The sequence below is a fragment of the Microbacterium sp. PI-1 genome (assembly GCF_004337555.1).
In the GTDB taxonomy this organism is placed as follows: domain Bacteria; phylum Actinomycetota; class Actinomycetes; order Actinomycetales; family Microbacteriaceae; genus Microbacterium; species Microbacterium aurugineum.
Genome location: NZ_SJYZ01000018.1, coordinates 1 through 18,510 on the forward strand (window position 1 = coordinate 1; position 18,510 = coordinate 18,510).

The 18,510-nt window shown below is 68.2% G+C and carries 17 protein-coding genes; 9 read left to right on the forward strand and 8 right to left on the reverse strand.

Annotation, left to right across the window (positions count from 1 at the left end; all coding sequences use genetic code 11):
* Positions 1-4: 4 nt before the first annotated feature.
* On the reverse strand, positions 5-1,891 hold the full coding sequence (locus E0W80_RS14190; protein ID WP_131493419.1) for an ABC transporter ATP-binding protein: 1,887 nt from the start codon (positions 1,889-1,891) through the stop codon (positions 5-7).
* Positions 1,892-1,968: 77 nt separating this feature from the next.
* Positions 1,969-2,175, reverse strand: coding sequence for a hypothetical protein (locus tag E0W80_RS14195; protein WP_047523260.1), 207 nt, complete (start codon positions 2,173-2,175; stop codon positions 1,969-1,971).
* A gap of 73 nt (positions 2,176-2,248) precedes the next feature.
* On the opposite strand from E0W80_RS14195, the gene E0W80_RS14200 reads away from it, so the two are divergent.
* Positions 2,249-3,280 carry an LD-carboxypeptidase gene (locus E0W80_RS14200; protein WP_131493421.1) on the forward strand — a complete coding sequence of 344 codons (1,032 nt, stop codon included), beginning with the start codon at positions 2,249-2,251 and terminating at the stop codon, positions 3,278-3,280.
* Here the strand turns inward: E0W80_RS14200 and E0W80_RS14205 are convergent, their stop codons facing one another.
* From E0W80_RS14205 to E0W80_RS14225, 5 genes are all read right to left on the reverse strand, one after another.
* Complete coding sequence (locus E0W80_RS14205; RefSeq protein WP_047523171.1) at positions 3,281-4,741, reverse strand: MFS transporter; 1,461 nt, start codon at positions 4,739-4,741, stop codon at positions 3,281-3,283.
* Between the two features lie 146 nt (positions 4,742-4,887).
* Entirely contained in the window at positions 4,888-6,636 is a 1,749-nt protein-coding gene (locus tag E0W80_RS14210; protein ID WP_131493423.1) for a beta-galactosidase family protein, read from the reverse strand.
* A 77-nt stretch (positions 6,637-6,713) separates the two neighbouring features.
* Positions 6,714-8,075 (reverse strand): sugar ABC transporter substrate-binding protein, encoded by a 1,362-nt coding sequence (locus tag E0W80_RS14215; protein WP_131493425.1) that lies wholly within the window; start codon positions 8,073-8,075, stop codon positions 6,714-6,716.
* 67 nt (positions 8,076-8,142) lie between these two features.
* On the reverse strand, positions 8,143-9,033 hold the full coding sequence (locus tag E0W80_RS14220; protein WP_165875474.1) for a carbohydrate ABC transporter permease: 891 nt from the start codon (positions 9,031-9,033) through the stop codon (positions 8,143-8,145).
* Position 9,034: 1 nt separating this feature from the next.
* Positions 9,035-9,952: a sugar ABC transporter permease gene (locus tag E0W80_RS14225; RefSeq protein WP_131493427.1), complete on the reverse strand. Its 918-nt coding sequence runs from the start codon at positions 9,950-9,952 to the stop codon at positions 9,035-9,037.
* Between the two features lie 102 nt (positions 9,953-10,054).
* Between E0W80_RS14225 and E0W80_RS14230 the strand changes: the two genes are divergently transcribed.
* Positions 10,055-11,098 carry a LacI family DNA-binding transcriptional regulator gene (locus E0W80_RS14230; RefSeq protein ID WP_227991494.1) on the forward strand — a complete coding sequence of 348 codons (1,044 nt, stop codon included), beginning with the start codon at positions 10,055-10,057 and terminating at the stop codon, positions 11,096-11,098.
* Between the two features lie 13 nt (positions 11,099-11,111).
* Here the strand turns inward: E0W80_RS14230 and E0W80_RS14235 are convergent, their stop codons facing one another.
* Complete coding sequence (locus E0W80_RS14235) at positions 11,112-11,963, reverse strand: IclR family transcriptional regulator (protein ID WP_131493429.1); 852 nt, start codon at positions 11,961-11,963, stop codon at positions 11,112-11,114.
* A 69-nt stretch (positions 11,964-12,032) separates the two neighbouring features.
* On the opposite strand from E0W80_RS14235, the gene E0W80_RS14240 reads away from it, so the two are divergent.
* Genes E0W80_RS14240 through E0W80_RS14270 form a run of 7 tightly spaced genes read left to right on the forward strand, consistent with a single transcriptional unit; the run spans position 12,033 to position 18,499 of the window.
* On the forward strand, positions 12,033-12,746 hold the full coding sequence (locus E0W80_RS14240; RefSeq protein WP_131493431.1) for an ABC transporter permease: 714 nt from the start codon (positions 12,033-12,035) through the stop codon (positions 12,744-12,746).
* Complete coding sequence (locus E0W80_RS14245) at positions 12,739-13,776, forward strand: ATP-binding cassette domain-containing protein (protein WP_131493433.1); 1,038 nt, start codon at positions 12,739-12,741, stop codon at positions 13,774-13,776. The genes E0W80_RS14240 and E0W80_RS14245 overlap by 8 nt, the downstream gene beginning before the upstream one ends.
* Positions 13,777-13,778: 2 nt before the next feature.
* Entirely contained in the window at positions 13,779-14,570 is a 792-nt protein-coding gene (locus tag E0W80_RS14250; protein ID WP_131493435.1) for an ABC transporter permease, read from the forward strand.
* A gap of 32 nt (positions 14,571-14,602) precedes the next feature.
* Positions 14,603-15,544 carry a glycine betaine ABC transporter substrate-binding protein gene (locus E0W80_RS14255; RefSeq protein ID WP_131493437.1) on the forward strand — a complete coding sequence of 314 codons (942 nt, stop codon included), beginning with the start codon at positions 14,603-14,605 and terminating at the stop codon, positions 15,542-15,544.
* Positions 15,544-16,080, forward strand: coding sequence for a formaldehyde-activating enzyme (gene fae / locus E0W80_RS14260; RefSeq protein WP_131493438.1), 537 nt, complete (start codon positions 15,544-15,546; stop codon positions 16,078-16,080). The genes E0W80_RS14255 and fae overlap by 1 nt, the downstream gene beginning before the upstream one ends.
* The gene (locus E0W80_RS14265; protein WP_131493440.1) at positions 16,077-17,030 is read left to right on the forward strand and encodes an NAD(P)-dependent oxidoreductase; all 954 of its coding nucleotides are present in this window, start codon (positions 16,077-16,079) and stop codon (positions 17,028-17,030) included. Before fae ends, E0W80_RS14265 begins: the two co-directional genes overlap by 4 nt.
* On the forward strand, positions 17,027-18,499 hold the full coding sequence (locus E0W80_RS14270; RefSeq protein WP_131493442.1) for an NAD-dependent succinate-semialdehyde dehydrogenase: 1,473 nt from the start codon (positions 17,027-17,029) through the stop codon (positions 18,497-18,499). Before E0W80_RS14265 ends, E0W80_RS14270 begins: the two co-directional genes overlap by 4 nt.
* The last annotated feature ends 11 nt before the right edge of the window (positions 18,500-18,510 follow it).

The following is an 18,510-nucleotide window of genomic DNA, read 5'->3' on the forward strand; positions in this document are numbered from 1 at the left end:
CCCGTCAGGCGAGCAGCTGGTGGCGGGCGAGGTCGCGGTAGAGGGGCGTCGACTCCACGAGCTCCGCATGCGTTCCCTGGCCGACCACGACGCCGTCCTGCAGCACCACGATCAGGTCGCTGTCCACCACCGTCGAGAGGCGGTGCGCGATCACGATGAGCGTGCGGTCGGTGGACACGGCGTCGATGGCCTCGCGCATCCGTTGCTCGTTCACGCCGTCGAGGGAGGATGTCGACTCGTCGAGCAACAGGATCGGGGCGTCCGTGAGCAGTGCGCGGGCGATCGCGAGGCGCTGACGCTCGCCGCCCGACAGCATCACGCCGTCCTCGCCCACGGGGGCCTCGATGCCGAGCGGATTGCGTTCGAGCACATCGCCCAGGTTCACGGCGCGCAGCACGCGTTCGCAGTCGGCATCGGTCGCGTCGGGGGACGCGAGTCGCAGATTCTCGGCCAGCGTGCCCGCCAGCGTCGGCGCGTCCTGCTCGACGTAGCCGAAGTGGGCGCGCAGGTCGTCGCGCGGGTAGGTGCGGGCATCATGGCCGTGCACGCGGATCGACCCTCCGGTCGGGTCGTAGAACCGCTCGATCAGCGACAGGATCGTGCTCTTGCCCGCGCCACTGGGCCCGACCAGGGCGACGCGGGAGCCGCGCGGGACGGCGAACGACACGCCGCGGAGCACCTCGTGGTCCTGCGGGGCGTCGGCAGCATCTTCGGTGGATTCCAGGTGGGCGTCCGCGAGCAGGGATCGCGCCTCCTTCGCCGCCGCCTGGCGGGCGGCCACCACGTTCGCGGGGTAGTGGAAGCGCACGTCACGGAACTCGATCGCCGGCGCATTCGCCGCTGCGGCCTCACGCGGCAACGAGGCGGCGATCTTCTCGTCGTCCTGCGACTCGGTGGGAAGATCGAGCACTTCCTGGATGCGGCCGAGCGCGCCGAGCGCTTGGTTCACCGAGGTGATCGCCCCGAAAGTGGTCGCCAACGGCATCACGAGCAGGAAGAGGAACATGATGAACGAGATCAGCGACGCGATCGTGATGGCACCGGCGGCGACGCGGAACCCGCCCACGCCGAGGACCACCAGAAGCGAGAGCTGCAGAGCGATGCCGGAGACCGGGACCACCAGTGAGGAGATCTTGGCGATGCGCACGCCGATGCCGTAGGTCTCGGAGGCGAGCGTCGTCACGGTGTCCGCTTCGCGCTCGGTCGCTCCCGAGGCGCGGATGGTGCGGATCGAGCCGATCGCCCGCTCCACGCCGGACGCCAGCTCGCCGACCTTCATCTGCTGGGCGGTCGAGGCCGTGCGGATCCGGCCGCTCAGCAGCACGACGACCGTGACCGAGAGGCCGATCACGAGCACGATCATCAGCAGCAGCACGGGGTCGATCACGAGCATCGCGATCAGGGCGCCCAGGAACAGGACGGCACTGCCGACGGCGTCCGCGAGCCCCTGGGTGAGGACGGCGTAGAGCAGAGTCGTGTCGGTGCCCACGCGCGAGACGAGGTCGCCGGTCCGGCGGGCGTCGAACTCGGAGGTGGGCAGATGCAGGATGCGCGCGATGAGCTTGCGCCGGCTCGAGTACACGACCGCGGTTCCCGTGCGCTGCAGCAGATAGTGCTGGAAACCGGAGATGATCGACGACACGATCACGAACCCGACCAGCAGCCACACGAGGATCCCGATCCCGGCATCGGACTGCACCGCTTCGATGACCTGCCCCACGAGCAGGGGTTGCACGAGCGAGGTCGCGGCACCGACGACGCTGAGCACCGCGACCACGATCAGCGTGCGCTTGTGCTCGAACAGGAAGGGGAGGAGCTGGCGGAAGGTGGCGCGCGGGCCCTCGGACTGCGCGCCCCGTCCGCGGCGGCGTGCTGTCACCGAACCGGACATGCGGGACCTCTATCTGGAGATGGTACTTCGACCGTACTTCGTGCGTGGACGAATCCTATGGAGGGGCTGTATGCGGATCAGGAGCGGCCGAATCGCCGATGCGCGGCCTGCTTGCTCACGCCGAGGGCGCTGGCGATCGCCTGCCAGGAGTATCCGAGGTTCCGTGCGCGGCGCACGTTGGCCTCCTCGGCGCGGGCGATCTCCGTGCGCAGTTCGGCGAGTCTGTGCAGGGCGGCCAGCGGCTCGCTTCCGTCGTCCTGTGCGATCGCGGTCGGCATTGTCATGATGTCCTCCTGCGTCAATGATCGTTGACGTAGCACGCGCTGTCAATATCTGTTGACGTGTCAGACTGGGCGGATGCTGTCCGCACCCCGCCTCACCCCGGGAGACCGTGTCGCGGTCCTCTCCCCGTCATTCGCTGCTCCGGCCGTCGCACCGGACCTGCACGCGCAGGCGATGCGCCGATTCGAGGACCTCACGAGGCTGCTCCCGATCGAGTACCCGACCACGCGTGAGCTCGGCGCGAGTCCACAGGCCCGCGCCGCCGACGTGAACGCGGCGTTCGCCGACCCGAGCATCCGTGCGATCCTCGCCACGATCGGCGGAGACGACCAGCTCCTCGTCGTCCCGCACCTCGACCCGGCGCTGCCCGTGGCCGACCCCAAGCCGTTCGTCGGGTACAGCGACAACACGAACATCCTCAACTGGCTCTGGGGCCTCGGGGTTCGGGGCTACTACGGCGGCTCGACCGCCGTGCATCTCGGGCCCGGACCGTTCGTCGACGACATCCACCTGCGCTCCCTGCGTGCCCTGCTCCTGACCGGTGGTGTGCTCGACATCACCGAGCCGGGTGAGTCGGAAGACGTCGGGCGACGGTGGCACGACCCCCGGGCGCTCCTCGAGTTCGGCGACCGCGTCCCGACCGAGCCGTGGGCCTGGGCAGGGCCCGCATCACGGGTGGAAGGCGTGACCTGGGGCGGCTGCCTCGAGGTGATCGACGGCCTGGCCTTCGCCGACCGGCTGCCGCGCGCGGCGGACCTGGAAGGAGCTGTCCTGCTGCTCGAGACCAGCGAGGAGCGGCCGTCCGCGGGCTGGGTGGCCCGGTGGTTGCGCGGACTGGGGGAGCGCGACATCCTCGCGGCTGCGGCAGCCGTGGTCGTCGCCCGCCCGCCCGTGAGTGACTTCGAATACCACCCATCTCCCGCCGAGGCTGCAGCGCTGCGTGCGGCGCAGCGGGATGCAGTGATGGACGTCGTGACGCACTACAACCCCGACGCCGTCATCTGCGTCGGCCCGCCGTTCGGGCACACCCGACCGCAGTGGATCCTGCCCTACGGCGGGACGATGATCGTGGACGGCGCTGCGCGCACGATCTCCGCCGCGTACTGATCAGAGCTCGACGGCGGCGGCGACGCCGAGGTCGCCGTCGTAGTCATGGTCCTTCGTCTCCGGGCTCAACAGCAGCGCGATGAACGTCAGCACGCCCATGGCCGACAGGTACAGGCCGACCAGCCACGGGGCGCCGTCGCCGAGCGCCCACAGCCACAGGGCGATCAACGGGGCCACGGCCGCACCGAGGATGGAGGACACGTTGTAGGCGATCGCCGAGCCCGTGTAGCGCACGTTGGTCGGGAAGAGCTCCGGCAGCAGCGCGCCCATCGGGCCGAACGTGGCCCCCATCAGCAGGAACCCGAACACGAGGAACGCCTGGGCGAGCGCACCGGTGAACTTCGGGTCGACGGCGGGGAGGAGGAACGTGTTGAAGGTGAAGCCGAAGACGATGATCGCCCCGGTCACCCACAGCAGCAGCTTCCTGCGGCCCACCGCATCGGCGATCGGGCCGGACAGGAGCGTGAAGATGCCGAAGAACACCACGCCGATGATCTGCATCAGCACGAAGTCGGTGTATCCGAAGCCGAGCCCCGGGTAGAACTGCGCCGCGAATTCGCTCGGGTCGAAGGAGGCACCGGTCGCCTCCGCTGCTGCCTTCGCCGCGGCCGAGGCGGTCTCCAGCGACGCGGGCTTGGTGCCGTACGCGAGCGTGAAGTTGGTCATCAGGTAGAAGAGCACATACGTCGCCAACATGATGAACGTGCCGAGGATGAGCTGCTTCCAGTGGTGACGGAACACGGTCGCGAGGGGGAGCTTGCGGATCGCGCCCTTCGTCTCGGCCTTCTTGAAGGTGTCGGATTCGACGAGCTTGAGCCGCACCCACAGGCCGATGATGACCATCACCGCGGAGAACAGGAACGGGATGCGCCAGCCCCACGCCAGGAACGCCTCGGACTTCAGGGCCGGGTTCTCGGAGTGCGGCAGCAGCCAGTTGATCGTGAGGAAGAGGAAGTTGGCGATGATGAAGCCGAGCGGGGCGCCCAGCTGAGGGAAGGTGCCGTACCAGGCGCGCTTGCCCTTCGGGGCGTTCTCCGTGGCCACCAGCGCCGCGCCGGACCACTCGCCGCCGAGCGCGAAGCCCTGCGCGAGACGCAGGATGAGCAGCAGGAGCGCCGCCCACCAGCCGATCTGCTGGAAGGTCGGCAGCAGCCCGATCACGAAGGTCGCGATGCCCATCGTCAGCAGCGACGCCACCAGCGTGGCCTTGCGGCCGAACTTGTCGCCGAAGTGCCCGAAGACCACGGCGCCGATCGGGCGGGCCACCATCGCGGCGCCGAAGACCGCGAACGAGGAGAGGAGCGAGGTGGTGTCGTTGCCCGTGGGGAAGAACAGCACCGGGAAGACGAGCACGGCCGCCGTGGCATACGCGTAGAAGTCGTAGAACTCGATCGTGGTGCCGACCAGGCTCGCGGTGATGACGCGCGAGCGGGGATTCGCGGGCGCAGTGGCAGTACTCATGACGCTTCTCCGATCAGCCCCGGTCTGCCGGGGACCTGGGCGAGTTTACGCCTTCCTGAGTGTTGCCTGTGTGCGCCGCGACCCGTTCGAGTCGCGCAGACGGCTGCATCTGCGTACCGGATGCAGCCGTCTGCGCGATTCGAGGGTCACTCCTCCGTGGCGCCGAGCGACGGTGAGGGGACGAAAGCGGCCCGGCGCTCGATAAGCTGCTCGAGCTCCAGGACGACGAGGCGATTCGTCCCGGCGACGGTGGCGGGGGCGGGCACGTAGAGCGTGCGTTGCGGTCCGTTGCGCCAGTAGCGGCCGAGGAAGAACCCGTTCACGAACGCGTAGCCCTTGCTCCAGCTCGCGGTTTCGAGGAAGAGATCGGCGCGGGCATCCAGCTCGAACTCGGCGGTCCATGCGGTCGGACCGTCCCCGGCAGTCGTTGCCTCGGCGTCCGAGACAGCGTCCCTCCCGATCCCCGCGGCGATGGCGGCGACGTCCAACGGCGTGGAGCGCCATCCGCTCAGCGGTGCCCCGTCGAGGGTGACCGCCCCGATGAGTCCCTTCTCCTCGCCGAGCCGGTGGTCGTAGTTCACCCGCCCCTGGTCCTCCACCAGGATGCTCAGGGTGCGGCCACCGGGGATCCGGATCGCGCGGTCGTGGCGGGTGCGGGAGATCGTGCCGACCGCGCGCCCGTCGACGCTGACCCAGCCCAAGTCCCGGAGTTCGTCGACGAGGAGCACCCCGCCGTTGCCGTGGGGGAGGTCGACGTCGTAGCGCATCAACGCGCTCTGGTGTCCGAGCGCATCGAAGGTCTCGGGGTGGGCCGTCGGTTCCGCCGATCCCGCGGTCGTCGTCCAGGCACCACCGGCGACGAGGGGGACCTCGAGCGCGGGGGCGGGGGCCGCGCTCGCGGGCAGCTCGTCCGGCACGGGCGCATGGCGCGCGATCACGTCGCGGAAGGCGAAGAACTTCTCCGTCGGGTTGCCCGCCTCGTCGAGCGGGGCGTCGTAGTCGTAGGAGGTCACGAGCGGGAGATAGCGTCCCTTGTCGTTCGCGCCGTTCGTGAGTGCGAAGTTCGTGCCGCCGTGGAACATGTAGATGTTGACCGAGGCGCCGGCGGCCAGGAGCGCATCCAGGTCGGCGGCCGTGGTCGCGACGTCCGTCGTGTGGTGCACGCCGCCCCACCAGTCGAACCATCCGTCCCAGAACTCCGAGCACATCAGGGGGCCGGTGGGCTGATGCCGGCGCAGCGTCGCGAGGCGCTCGGTGCTGCGCGAGCCGAAGGACCCGGTCTTGTGCAGCCCGGGGAGACTCCCGTTCGACAGCATCCGGTCGACCGGCTGGTCGACGGTCGTCAGCGGCACCGTGATCCCGGCCTCGCGGGTGACCGTGACCAGTGTCTCGAGATACGCCGCGTCCGAGCCGTAGGCTCCGTACTCGTTCTCGATCTGCACGAGCACGACCGGACCGCCGCGATCGATCTGGCGCGGTGCGACGATGTCGTACACGCGGCGGAGGTACGCGCTCACCTCCACGAGGTACTCCGGCGCCGAGGAACGCAGCCCACCCGTGCCCCCGGTGAGCCAGACCGGCAGCCCGCCGTTGTGCCACTCCGCGCAGATGTACGGACCGGGGCGGACGATCGCGTCCAGACCCTCCGCGTGGATCAGGTCGAGGAAGCGCCCGAGATCGTTCCACCCGCTCGCGTCCCACTCGCCGCGTCGCGGTTCGTGCGCGTTCCAGGCCACGTACGTCTCGATCGTGTTCAACCCCATCAGCCGGGCTTTGCGGATGCGGTCCTCCCACTGGTCCGGGTGCACGCGGAAGTAGTGGATCGCGCCGGAGATGACCTGGTGCGGTCGTCCGTCGCGGAGGAAGTCGGTGTCGCCGAGGGAGAAGGAGGTCACGAGTCGTGGTGCTTTCGATGAGGCGAGCTGTGCCGATCCCGTGACGGGGGATCCGGGACCGGCACAGCTCGCGGGTATTACTTGTTGACGGTGAAGCCCTGCGCGTTGCCGTACTCGACCAGCGCGTCCTGCCAGGCGGTCAGGCCGTCGTTCAGATCGGTGCCGTTCTGGTACGACTGGCCGACGGTGTCGCCGAAGATGCTGTTCGCGTACACCTGGTAGGGCAGGTAGCTCCACCCTTCGACGACGTCATCGGCCGCGGCGGCGAGTACCTCGTTGATCTTCTGGCCGCCGAAGTACTCGGGAGCGTCGGAGAGGAACTCCTCGCTGGACAGCTCGGCGGTCGTGGACGGGAACCCGCCGCTCTCGAGGAAGATCGAGATGCTCTCCTCGGAGTTGTTCAGCCACCACAGGAAGCCGGCCGCCAGCTCGGGGTTCTCGCTCTGCGTCGTGACGGCCTGGCCGCCACCGCCGTTCTCCGCGCTCGCCGGGGTGCCGTCATACGTCGGCATGGGGGCGACGCGCCAGTCGCCTGCGCCGTCGGGTGCGCCCGAGATGAGGTTTCCGGGCATCCAGGCGCCGATCACGAGGCTGGCGAGGCTGCCGTCGCCGAGGGCACGGAACCACTCGTCGCTCCAGCTGCCGTAGGGCGCGATCAGGTCCTCCTCGACGAGGCGGTTCCAGTTCTCGGTCCACTTCTTCGAGCCCGCGTCCTGCAGGTCGATCGTGACGTCGGTGCCCGAGGTCTCGAACGGCTTTCCGCCGGCCTGCCAGATCATCGAGGTCGCGAAGCCCGCGTCCCCGGCGTCGTTGGTGATGTATGCGTCGGGGTTCGCCGCGTGGATCTTCTTGGCGGCCTCGTAGTACTCGTCCCACGTGGTGGGCACCGCGACACCCGCGGCGTCGAACACGGTCTTGTTGTAGAACAGGGCCATGGGGCCGGAGTCCTGCGGCAGACCGTAGATCGCGTCGCCGTTCGTGACGGAGTTCCAGGTCGAGGCGGTGTAGTCGTCCTCGAAGTCGGCGAACCCGTAGGCCGAGAGGTCGGCGAAGGCGTCGGTGAGGGCGAACTGCGGGAAGGCGTAGTACTCGATCTGCACGACGTCGGGGGCGCCGGAGCCCGCCTTGATCGCGTTCTGCAGCTTGGTGTACTCCTCGTTGTTCGTCCCGGCGTTGACCAGATTGACGGTGACGTTCGGGTACTCCTTCTGGAAGGCCTCGACCTGCGCCTCGGCGGACGGGGTCCAGGACCAGTACGTGATCTCGCCGCCCTTCTCGAGGGCGGCTTCGACGGCGTCGAAGGAGCCGGAGCCCGCATCGGTGCCGGAACCGGAGTCGGTCGTGCCGCCGGTGCTGCAGCCGGCCAGCGCCAGTGCTGCCACGGTTCCGGCGGCGAGCACGGCGAGGCTGCGCCGGGTCGGTGAGGGAAGGTGCTTCATTGCTGTGTCCTTTCGGGAGGTGCGGTCCAGCATCGGATCGCGGGGGTGTTGCAGAAGATGCGGGGAGCTATTGCTTGACGCTTCCCGCGGTGAGACCTGACTGCCAGAAGCGCTGCAGCAGCAGGAAGGCGATGACGATCGGGATGATCGTGAGGAGCGAGCCCATGATCACGAGGTTGTAGATCGGCTGGGATCCCGCGCCGATGGCCTGAGCGCTCCATTGGTTCAGGCCGACGGTCAGGGGGTACCAGGCGGGGTCCGACAGCATGATCAGCGGCAGGAAGTAGTTGTTCCAGGTGGCGACGACCGTGAAGAGCGCGACCGTGACGATGCCCGGGGCGAGAAGCCGCATCGAGATCGTGAAGAACGTCCGGAACTCGCCGGCTCCGTCGATGCGTGCGGCCTCGAGGAGTTCGGTCGGCACCGATTCGGAGGCGAACACCCAGATCAGGTACAGCCCGAACGGGCTGATGAGCGAGGGGATGATCACGGCCCAGGGCGTGTTCGTCAGCCCGAGCTCGCTGAAGAGCAGGAAGGTCGGCACGGCCAGTGCCGTACCCGGCACCGCCACGGCGCCGAGGACCACGGCGAACACCGCGCGCCGCCCGGGGAAGCGGAACTTCGCGAGTCCGTAGCCGGCCATCGTGGCGAGCAGTGTCGCACCGCCGGCGCCGACCACCACGTAGAGCAGGGTGTTGCCCAGCCAGCGGAGGAAGATGCCGTCGCGGTAGGAGAACGTGGCGACGAGGTTGTCGAAGAACGCGAAGTCGTCGGCGAACCAGAGGCCGAAGGAGCTGAAGAGTCCGGCTTGCGTCTTGGTCGAGCTGAAGAGCAGCCACACCAGCGGGACGAGCGTGTACAGCGCATAGACGACCATCACGATCAGCAGCGTGTTGGACTTGCGGGGCTTCAGCGGATCGTCGCGTCGGCGCGAGGGGCGGGCGAGGGGGAGTGCCATGTCAGCGCACCTCCGATGTCGAGCCGCGCAGCTGCACGACGTAGGCGATGACGGCCGTGATCACGCCCATGATGATGGCGATCGTCGCGGCGTAGTTGAACTGCTGACCGGCGAACGACAGGTTGTACGCGTACATGTTCGGGGTGAAGAACGTGGTGATCACGTTCGGAGCCAGCGGGCGCAGGATGTTGGGCTCGTTGAACAGCTGGAAGCTGCCGATGATCGAGAAGATCGTCGCGATCACGAGCGCCCCGCGCACGGAGGGGATCTTGATGGAGAAGATCGTGCGCCAGGCGCCCGCGCCGTCCAGGGCGGCCGCCTCGTACATGTCGGTCGGGATGGTCTTGAGCGAGGAGTAGAAGATCAGCATGTTGTAGCCGACGAACTCCCAGGTGACGATGTTGCCGATCGAGACGAGCATCCATTCCTTGGCGAACGGCGTGATCGCGTCGATGCCGAGGAAGTCGTTGAAGTTGCTGGTGAGACCGAACTGGTCGCCGTAGATGTAGCCCCACATGAGGACCGCGACGACGGCGGGAACCGCGTAGGGGAGGAAGATCAGGATGCGGAAGAACGACGCTCCGCGCAGGCGTGCGCTGTCCAGGGCGAGGGCGGCGCCGAGCGCGAGGAGGAGCATGATCGGCACCTGCACCACCAGGAAGATGAGCACGCGACCGAACGCCTCCCAGAACTGCGGGTCCGTGAGCGCGCGGACGTAGTTGTCCAGGCCGACGAAGGCGGTTCCGCCGATCAGCTTCTCCTGGAAGAAGCTGAGATACAGCGCGTAGGCGAGCGGTGTCAGGAACACCAGGGCGAACACGACCATGAACGGGCCGACGAAGGACCAGCCCTTCCAGTCGCGCCTGTCGCGCCGTCGGACGCCGGGGGCGCCCAGGGGTGCGGGGATTTCAGTCGTCATCGACGAGTCCTTCTTACGATCCGGGCGCTTGCTGCGCCGTGTGTCAACGTCAACATATTCGATGGACTGCTAGTGTGTCAACGTCAACACATGAGGGGATGGGTGATCGTGAGCCCAGAGCATCCGACCGAGACGTCGACGCGTCGTCGTGAGCCCTCCATGGAGGACGTCGCCCGGGAGGCCGGAGTCTCAGGGCAGACCGTGTCCCGCGTCGTGAACGCCCGGGGCTACGTCGGTGCGACCACCCGTGAGCGCGTCGAAGCCGCGATGCATCGTCTCGGCTACCGGCCCAACAGCGCGGCGCGTGCTCTGCGATCAGGACGCTTCCGCACCATCGGCGTCGTGATGTTCTCGTTCAGCTCGTACGGAAATCAGCGCACGCTCGACGCGATCGCGGTGCGCGCCGCCCAGCTCGGCTATGCCCTCACCCTCATCCCGGTGGAGTCGAGTGCCGGTGAGACCGTGGCCGGTGCGTTCCGGAGGCTCGAAGAGCATGCCGTTGACGGCATCATCATCGTGATCGAGGCGCACCAGCTCGATGAGGCCGACATCGAGATCCCCGAGGCCCTCCCCGTCGTGTTCGTCGACTCGAACCGCGGCGAGACCCATCCGTTCGTCGACACGGATCAGGCGCAGGGTGCCCGCTTGGCGACCGAGCACCTGCTCGAACTCGGGCATGAGACCGTCTGGCACGTCGCCGGTCCCGCCCGTTCCTACTCCGCGGAGCGACGCAGGGAGGCCTGGAGGGAGACGCTGGAGCAGCACGGGCGTCGCGTGCCGGAGCCGCTGCCGGGGGACTGGTCCGCCGCGTCGGGTTACGAAGCCGGTGTCGAACTGCGCGAGCGCGGCGAGGTCACCGCCGTCTTCGCCGCGAACGACCAGATGGCGATCGGCGTGCTGAGGGCCTTTCGCGAGGTCGGCCGCGAGGTGCCGGGCGACGTCAGCATCGTCGGTTTCGACGGCCTGCCCGACGCTGCACAGCTGTGGCCGCCCCTGACCACCGTGCAGCAGCATCCGGAACGCGTGGGGGCCCTCGCGGTGGACGCGCTGCTCGCCGAGCTCGACGGCACCGGACGTCAGCAGACGCCGCTCGTGAGCTGCGAACTCATCGTGCGCGCGAGCACGGCACCTCCGCGGAAGCGCTGAGGAGAGAAGCCGGTCAGCTCGCCCCCAGGCGGGAGGAGAGCTCGCGCGCGGCGCGGGAGACGAGGGCTCCCAGTGCGTCGAGGCGGGGACCGATGCGGGCCTTCGGCGCACTCACATTCACGGCGGCGACGATGCGACCCGTGAAGTCGACGATGGGTGCGGACGCTGCGACGACTCCGAACTCGAGTTCCTCGTCGGAGAGGGCGTAGCCCTGTTCGCGGATGCGGGCGAGCTCGGCGTGCAGGCTGTCGAGGTCGGCCACGGGCGAGTTTCCCGGTGGGGGAGCGTCGAGCACGGGAAATCCGAACGGATCCGCCTGGTCGAAGCGCCCCACGAGCGGCTGGTCCTGTCCGTGGTCGTCGTACCAGCGGGCGAGGGACTCGTCGTCCCAGTCGCTCAGCAGCGCGCGGCCCGATGGGGTGCGCCAGGCAGCCGTCGTCGTGCCGGCCCAGCCCGTCGTGCGTACGTCGTGCGGACTGAGTTCGCTCAGCAGGGTCAGCACGTTGCCGCCGCGCAGCACGCAGAGGTGGCTGGTCTCGCGCGTTGACTGCACGAGGCGGCGGAGGATGCTGCGCGAGGCGTGCACGAGCGTGGAGGTGGCGGTGTGCGCGGCGAGGGCGTACAGCCGAGGCCCGAGGAGATACCGCAGCGTCTCCTCGTCGCGCTCCACGAGCCCCGTCTCGGCGAGGGTCGCGAGCGTACGGGAGACGACGGCCTTGTCACGTCCGGTCGCCTGGGCGACTTGGGACACGCCGAGTCCGCCCGATCGAAGAGCGTCGTCTCCGCCGAGGAGTTCGAGGATCTCGATGTCGCGCCCGAGGCCGGAGGAGTTGCGCCGGGGGGCTGAGGGTGTCGTGGTGGTCACAACGGGAGTTTAGCGTCAATAGTTGCCATATAGACAACTCTATTTGACGAAATGGTTACGCAAGCTACGGTGAATCTCATACCCGGTACCGGCCTCAGCGACGAGACAGGAGCCCCCTTGTCCGGATTCAACTGGGAAGACCTCATGGCCTTCCTCACACGTCGTGCGGACGACATCCTCGAACTCACCCGCGATCACCTCGTCGTCGTCATCATCTCGGTCGTCTTGGCGGCGATCATCGGAATGGGTCTCGGTATCCTGGTCCGCGACCGCCGTGTCGCCCGGACCAGCGTCCTCACCGCCGCAGCGGTCGCTATCACGATCCCTTCGCTCGCCCTCCTCGCTCTCCTGAGCCCAGTGCTCGGTCTCGGCTGGCTTCCCACCGTCGTAGCACTGGTCTTTTACTCTTTGCTCCCGGTGGTTCGGAACACCGTCGTGGGGCTCCGCGAAGTCCCCGTCGCAGTGCTCGAATCGGCGCGTGGCATGGGCCTCGGGCCGACCCGCATCCTCTTCACGGTTCAGCTCCCGATCGCGTGGCCGGTCATCATGACCGGAATCCGCGTGGCAGCCCAGCTCACCGTCGGCATCGCGGCGATCGCCGCTTACGTCGCCGGTCCCGGACTGGGCGAGTACATCTTCAAGGGGCTGAGCTCGCTCGGCTCGAAGAACGCGCTCAACTACGCCCTCACCGGCACCGTCGTCGTGATCCTCCTCGCTCTCATCCTTGACGGCATCCTCGTGCTCGTCGCCCGCCTTACCACTTCAAGGGGTCTCCGTGCCTGACATCACTACGAACACCGGCGTTCTCTCCTCGCTCGCGGCCCAGCAGGGCGGGGCCGACATCGTGCTCGACCACATCACGAAGCAGTACCCGGGGCAGCAGGTGCCGGCCGTCGAGGACTTCTCGATGCGCGTGGAACCGGGCGAGCTGATCATGTTCGTCGGTCCCAGCGGCTGCGGCAAGACCACGACCATGAAGATGATCAACCGCATCATCGAACCCACCTCCGGTTCCATCCGCATCAACGGCGACGACGTGCTGTCACTGGATGGCAACGAGCTGCGCCGGCACATCGGATACGTCATCCAACAGATCGGTCTGTTTCCGCACTTCACGATCGCGGAGAACATCGCGATCGTGCCGAAGCTCCTCGGGTGGTCGAAGTCGCGGATCGCCGATCGCGTCGATGAGCTCCTGCGTACCGTCCAGCTCGACCCTGGCACGTTCGCGCAGCGCTACCCGCGTCAGCTGTCCGGCGGTCAGCAGCAGCGTGTCGGCGTGGCCAGGGCGCTCGCCGCCGACCCTCCCGTCATGCTCATGGACGAGCCTTTCGGGGCCACCGATCCGATCACACGCGAGAAGCTGCAGGCCGAGTTCCTCCGGCTGCAGGCGGACATCGGCAAGACCATCATCTTCGTCACGCACGACTTCGAAGAGGCCATCCGGATGGGGGACCGCATCGCGGTGCTCAGCGATCGCAGCCGGATCGAGCAGTTCGACACCCCGGCGCGCATCCTCGCGGAACCCGCCAACGACTACGTGCGCTCGTTCATCGGAGAGGGTGCCGCGCTCAAGCGGCTCGCCCTCATCCCCGTGACCGATGCCCGTATCGGGGCGGTGGACACCGCAGCACCCGCGGCGTCCGTCGATGAGCACGCCTCCCTGCGGGAGGCCCTCGACACGCTCGTCGTCACCGGCGCCCCGCGCGTCAACGTGACGCGTAGTGGGACCGCCGTCGGCTCGATCGATCAGGCGGCGATCTCTGCGGCGCTCGGGGCCGAAGGGCCCGCACGCCGTGCCGAGGAGGCCTGAGCATGACCGGCCCGCAGGTGGTCCCTTCGGCGACCACGGTGGTGCAGACCCAGAACGTGCAGCGCCGGGGGATGCCCGTGCTGCTGCGCCGAACGATGCCGCTGATCGTCGTCGCCGTCGTGCTGCTGCTCACCTACGCGTGGGTCACCAGCCTGGAGCTCGACTCGATCGAACGGCGCACCCTCAACGCCGGCTACATCACGTCGCGGATCGGCGAGCACCTCGTGCTCTCGATCATCGCCTCCGTCCTCGTCGCCGTGCTCGCCATCCCGGCCGGCATCGCCGTGAGCCGATCGCGCTCGAAGGTCTTCCGCGGCATCGTGATCGGCATCGCCAACATCGGGCAGGCCACTCCGGCGATCGGGGTCGTGATCCTGCTCGCGATCGTCTGGCAGACCGGATTCACGACAGCTCTCCTCGCCCTCGTCATCTATTCCTTCCTGCCCGTGCTGCAGAACACGATTACCGGGCTCGCGCAGGTCGATCCGAACATCCGCGAATCGGCTCGGGGCATGGGCATGACCTCATCCCAGGTGCTGTGCCGGGTCGAGCTTCCGCTCGCCTCACCCGTGATCCTCGCGGGGTTTCGGACGGCCCTCGTCTTCGCCGTCGGAGTGGCCACGGTCGCGACGTTCATCAATGCCGGCGGTCTCGGCGACATGATCATCAACGGCCTCAAGCTGCAGCGCTATCCCGTTCTCGTCGTTGGCGCGGTCCTGGTCGCCGCGATCGCCGTGCTCATCGACTGGGCGGCCGGTGTCGTGGAGGACATCGTGCGCCCCAAGGGTCTCTGACCTCCATCGCTCCCTTCCCGAAAGGAACCGCAATGAAAACCCGCACCATCGCATCCGCTTCGTTCGCCGCACTCGCCGCCGGCGCCCTGCTCCTTACCGGCTGCACTTCCAGCTCCGGCGGTGGCTCCGGCGCCCAGGGCGACGAGCTCAACGGTCTCACCGGAGAGATCGGCTCTAAGGACTTCTCCGAGCAGTACATCCTCGCTTACATGACGGCCGAGTTGCTCAACGCACACGGCGCCGACGTCGAGGCCAACACCAAGCTGGTCGGATCCGCCAATGTGCGCCAGGCGCTCGAGAACGACCAGTTCCTCGGCTACTGGGAGTACACCGGCACCTCCTGGATCACCTACAACGGCAACACCGCGCCGGTGCAGGGCGCTGAGGCGCAGTTCGAGGCGGTCAAGGAGGCCGACGCCGTGAACGGCATCGCGTGGCTCGACCCCGCCCCGTTCAACAACACCTATGCCTTCGCGATCCGTCAGAGCGAGGCCGACGAGCTGGGTGTGAAGACTCTCAGTGATGTGGCGAAGCTCCCGAGCGCTGATCAGACGTTCTGTATCGAGAGCGAGTTCTCCACGCGGGACGACGGCTGGCCCGGTCTCAAGGCGGCCTACGGGTTCGACGCACCCGACGCCAACGTCACGATGCTGGACACCGGCGTCATCTACACCGCGACCCAGAAGGGCGATGACTGCAACTTCGGCGAGGTGTTCCAGACCGATGGTCGCATCCCGGCGCTCGATCTGGTGGTCATGGCCGATGACAAGGAGTTCTTCCCGAGCTACCAGGGCGGCTTCACGCTCAAGCAGAGCACGCTGGACGACTATCCGGCGATCGCCGATGTGCTGGCGAAGCTGAGCCCACTACTGACCACCGAGGTTATGCAGGAGCTCAACGCCAAGGCCGACGTCGACGGGGAGGACCCGGAAGACATCGCGATCGACTGGCTCGAAGATCAGGGGCTCATCTGATGGTCTCGACCCTTCAGCTCGGCGAGAGCTTCGTCGGGGACGGCGCGAACGCGGCGCACATCAACACGGTGCTCGGTCATCGTGAAGGCCCGGCGGGTACGGCGTGGGCCACGGCCCTCGCCGGCCCCAGCCAGGGGCACGTGCCCTTCGTGGCGGTGCTCCGCCCGTCCCTCCCGGTCAAGCCGATGACGCTGTTCGTCACCAAGGCCGCCCCGGCGAGCGAGGAGCACGGGCTCCTCATCTGGGGCCCTGCGCAGGCGGGTGTCGCGTCCGGCGTCGCGGATGCAGTCGCCGACGGCACGATCCCCCGTGAGGCCGCGGACACGCACGCGCTCATCGCGGCCGTGTGGGTGAATCCCGCGGCCGATGATGCCGAGGCCGTCTATCGGAACAATCGCGAGGCGATCCGCACCGCTCTCGCCAACGGTGCCGCCGGGCTGCCCGACCTCGACGAGGTCCTGGCCGTGCGGCACGAGCCCCGCAACCCCTTCTTCACCTCCGCCGCCCCCGTCTCGAAGGAAACGCACGACCTATGAGTTCCCCCACCCCTGTGCTCGACCCCGCACACACCGAGACCCGGCCCACCGTCGGGTTCATCGGCCTCGGCAACATGGGCTCCGGCATGACCCGAAACCTTCAGGCGGCCGGTTTCCCGCTCGTGGTCACCGACCTCCGGCGCGAGTCGGCGTCCGAGTTGCTCGCCGGCGGCGCTCGCTGGGCGGACACGCCTCGTGACGTCGCAGCGTCCAGCGACCTGGTGATCACGATGCTGCCAACGCCGAAACACGTCGAGGCCGTGGCCTCGGGGCCGGACGGACTGGTCGCCGGGCTTCCGGACGGCGGTACCTGGATCGACATGTCCACCTCGGTGCCAGACGTGCTCGACGGCGTTCGCGCGGCGACCACCGGGCGAGACCTGCACCTGCTCGACGCGCCCGTGAGCGGGATGTCGGTGGGGGCGGCGAACGGCATGCTGCAGATCTTCGTGGGTGGCGAGGCGGAGGACGTCGAGCGCTTGCGTCCCGTCTTCGAGGCGATGGGAGATCCCGAGCGGATCCTCCACGTGGGACGACACGGCGCCGGATACGCGGTGAAGCTCATGATCAACCAGTTGTGGTTCTCGCACCTGGTCGCGACCGCCGAGGTGCTGTCGGTCGGTGTCGCGGCAGGAGTCGATCTCGGCGTCCTGCGGGATGCGCTCATCGCGAGCCCGGCCAACAGCACGTTCGTCTCGCGTGACGTGCTGTCGATCCTCGACCACGGGGACTACGACGAGGGCTTCGCGATCGCCCTCGCCTGCAAGGACCTGGGACTCTCGGTCGACCTCGCCCGCTCTGTGGGCATGCCCGTGGAACTGTCCTCGCTCGTCGAGCAGATCTTCCGACGCGCCCGCGCGAGCTACGGGGACCGTGCGGGGGAGATGGCCCCGGTGCGCTTGTACGAGGAGCTCCTCGGCCGCGATCTGCGTCGGGAGGTGGCCGCATGACCGCCCTTCGCGAGACCGAGGTCATCGCCTCGGTGCCTACCTGTCTGCTGATCGGCGGGGAATGGCGCTCCGCCAGCTCCGGTCGCACCTTCGAGGTGCACGATCCGTCGACCGGCGAGGTGCTCGCCGAAGTCGCCGACGCGACAGCGGAGGACGGCATGGCAGCCCTCGATGCGGCGGTGGCGGCCCAAGCCGGCTGGGCGGATACGGCGCCGCGCGTCCGCGGTGAGATCCTGCGCCGCGCCTTCGAACTCGTGACCGCGCGCGCCGACGACTTCGCACTGGTCATGACACTCGAGATGGGTAAACCCCTCGCCGAGTCACGGGCCGAGGTGGCCTACGGCGCCGAGTTCCTGCGCTGGTTCTCGGAGGAGGCCCCGCGCATCTCCGGGCGATACGCGACCGCGCCGGACGGTCGAAACCGGCTTCTGGTCGCGAAGCGTCCGGTCGGACCGAGCCTGCTCATCACGCCCTGGAACTTCCCGCTCGCGATGGCAACGCGCAAGATCGCTCCCGCGCTCGCCGCCGGGTGCACCTCGGTGCTCAAGCCTGCGGCGCTCACGCCTCTCACCGCCCTGCTGTTCGCCGAAGTGCTGCGCGAGGCCGGAGTGCCCGATGGGGTCGTCAACGTCATCTCGACCAGCCGTGCCGGCGCGGTCACCGGGCCGCTCATCACCGATCCGCGCCTGCGTAAGCTGTCGTTCACGGGGTCGACCGACGTCGGTCGTCGCTTGATCGCCGATGCCGCGCACCAGGTGCTGCGGGTGTCGATGGAGCTCGGCGGCAACGCGCCGTTCCTCGTGTTCGAGGATGCCGATGTCGACGCTGCCGTCGAGGGTGCACTGCTCGCGAAACTGCGCAACGGCGGCGAGGCATGCGTCGCGGCGAATCGATTCCTCGTACATGAGAGTGTGGCCGACGCGTTCACCTCGCGCCTCGTCGATCGCATGGCCGGCTACGTGAACGCGCGGGGAACGGATCCGGATGCGATGCTCGGTCCCCTCGTCGACGAGTCGACCCGTGAAAAGGTCGCCGAGCTCGTCTCCGGCGCGGTCGAGGACGGCGCGCGAGTCGCACTGGGCGGCAGCGTCCCGTCGGGCCGCGGGTTTTTCTACCCGGCGACCGTGCTCGTCGACGTCCCGCAGGACGCACGCATCCTGCGGGAGGAGATCTTCGGACCGGTCGCACCGATCACGACCTTCCGCGACGAGAACGAGGCGGTGCGGCTGGCGAACGCGAGCGAGTACGGACTGGTGTGCTTCGCCTACACACGCGACCTGAACCGAGCGCTCCGCCTCGCCGAACGGCTCGAAACCGGCATGTTCGGCCTCAACACCGGACTCGTCTCGAATCCGGCTGCGCCGTTCGGCGGTGTCAAGCAGTCGGGTATCGGGCGCGAGGGCGGTTTCGAAGGGATCGATGAGTACCTCGAGACGACCTATATCGGCATCTCCGACCCCTTCGCCTGAACGACGCACTT

Coding starts and splice junctions, on each gene's coding strand:
- E0W80_RS14250 (WP_131493435.1), top strand. CDS start 13,779: ATGACCGGCCCGCAGGTGGTCCCTTCGGCGACCACGGTGGTGCAGACC.
- E0W80_RS14195 (WP_047523260.1), bottom strand. CDS start 2,175: ATGACAATGCCGACCGCGATCGCACAGGACGACGGAAGCGAGCCGCTG.
- E0W80_RS14200 (WP_131493421.1), top strand. CDS start 2,249: ATGCTGTCCGCACCCCGCCTCACCCCGGGAGACCGTGTCGCGGTCCTC.
- E0W80_RS14265 (WP_131493440.1), top strand. CDS start 16,077: ATGAGTTCCCCCACCCCTGTGCTCGACCCCGCACACACCGAGACCCGG.
- E0W80_RS14215 (WP_131493425.1), bottom strand. CDS start 8,075: ATGAAGCACCTTCCCTCACCGACCCGGCGCAGCCTCGCCGTGCTCGCC.
- E0W80_RS14190 (WP_131493419.1), bottom strand. CDS start 1,891: ATGTCCGGTTCGGTGACAGCACGCCGCCGCGGACGGGGCGCGCAGTCC.
- E0W80_RS14255 (WP_131493437.1), top strand. CDS start 14,603: ATGAAAACCCGCACCATCGCATCCGCTTCGTTCGCCGCACTCGCCGCC.
- E0W80_RS14205 (WP_047523171.1), bottom strand. CDS start 4,741: ATGAGTACTGCCACTGCGCCCGCGAATCCCCGCTCGCGCGTCATCACC.
- E0W80_RS14220 (WP_165875474.1), bottom strand. CDS start 9,033: ATGGCACTCCCCCTCGCCCGCCCCTCGCGCCGACGCGACGATCCGCTG.
- fae (WP_131493438.1), top strand. CDS start 15,544: ATGGTCTCGACCCTTCAGCTCGGCGAGAGCTTCGTCGGGGACGGCGCG.
- E0W80_RS14270 (WP_131493442.1), top strand. CDS start 17,027: ATGACCGCCCTTCGCGAGACCGAGGTCATCGCCTCGGTGCCTACCTGT.
- E0W80_RS14225 (WP_131493427.1), bottom strand. CDS start 9,952: ATGACGACTGAAATCCCCGCACCCCTGGGCGCCCCCGGCGTCCGACGG.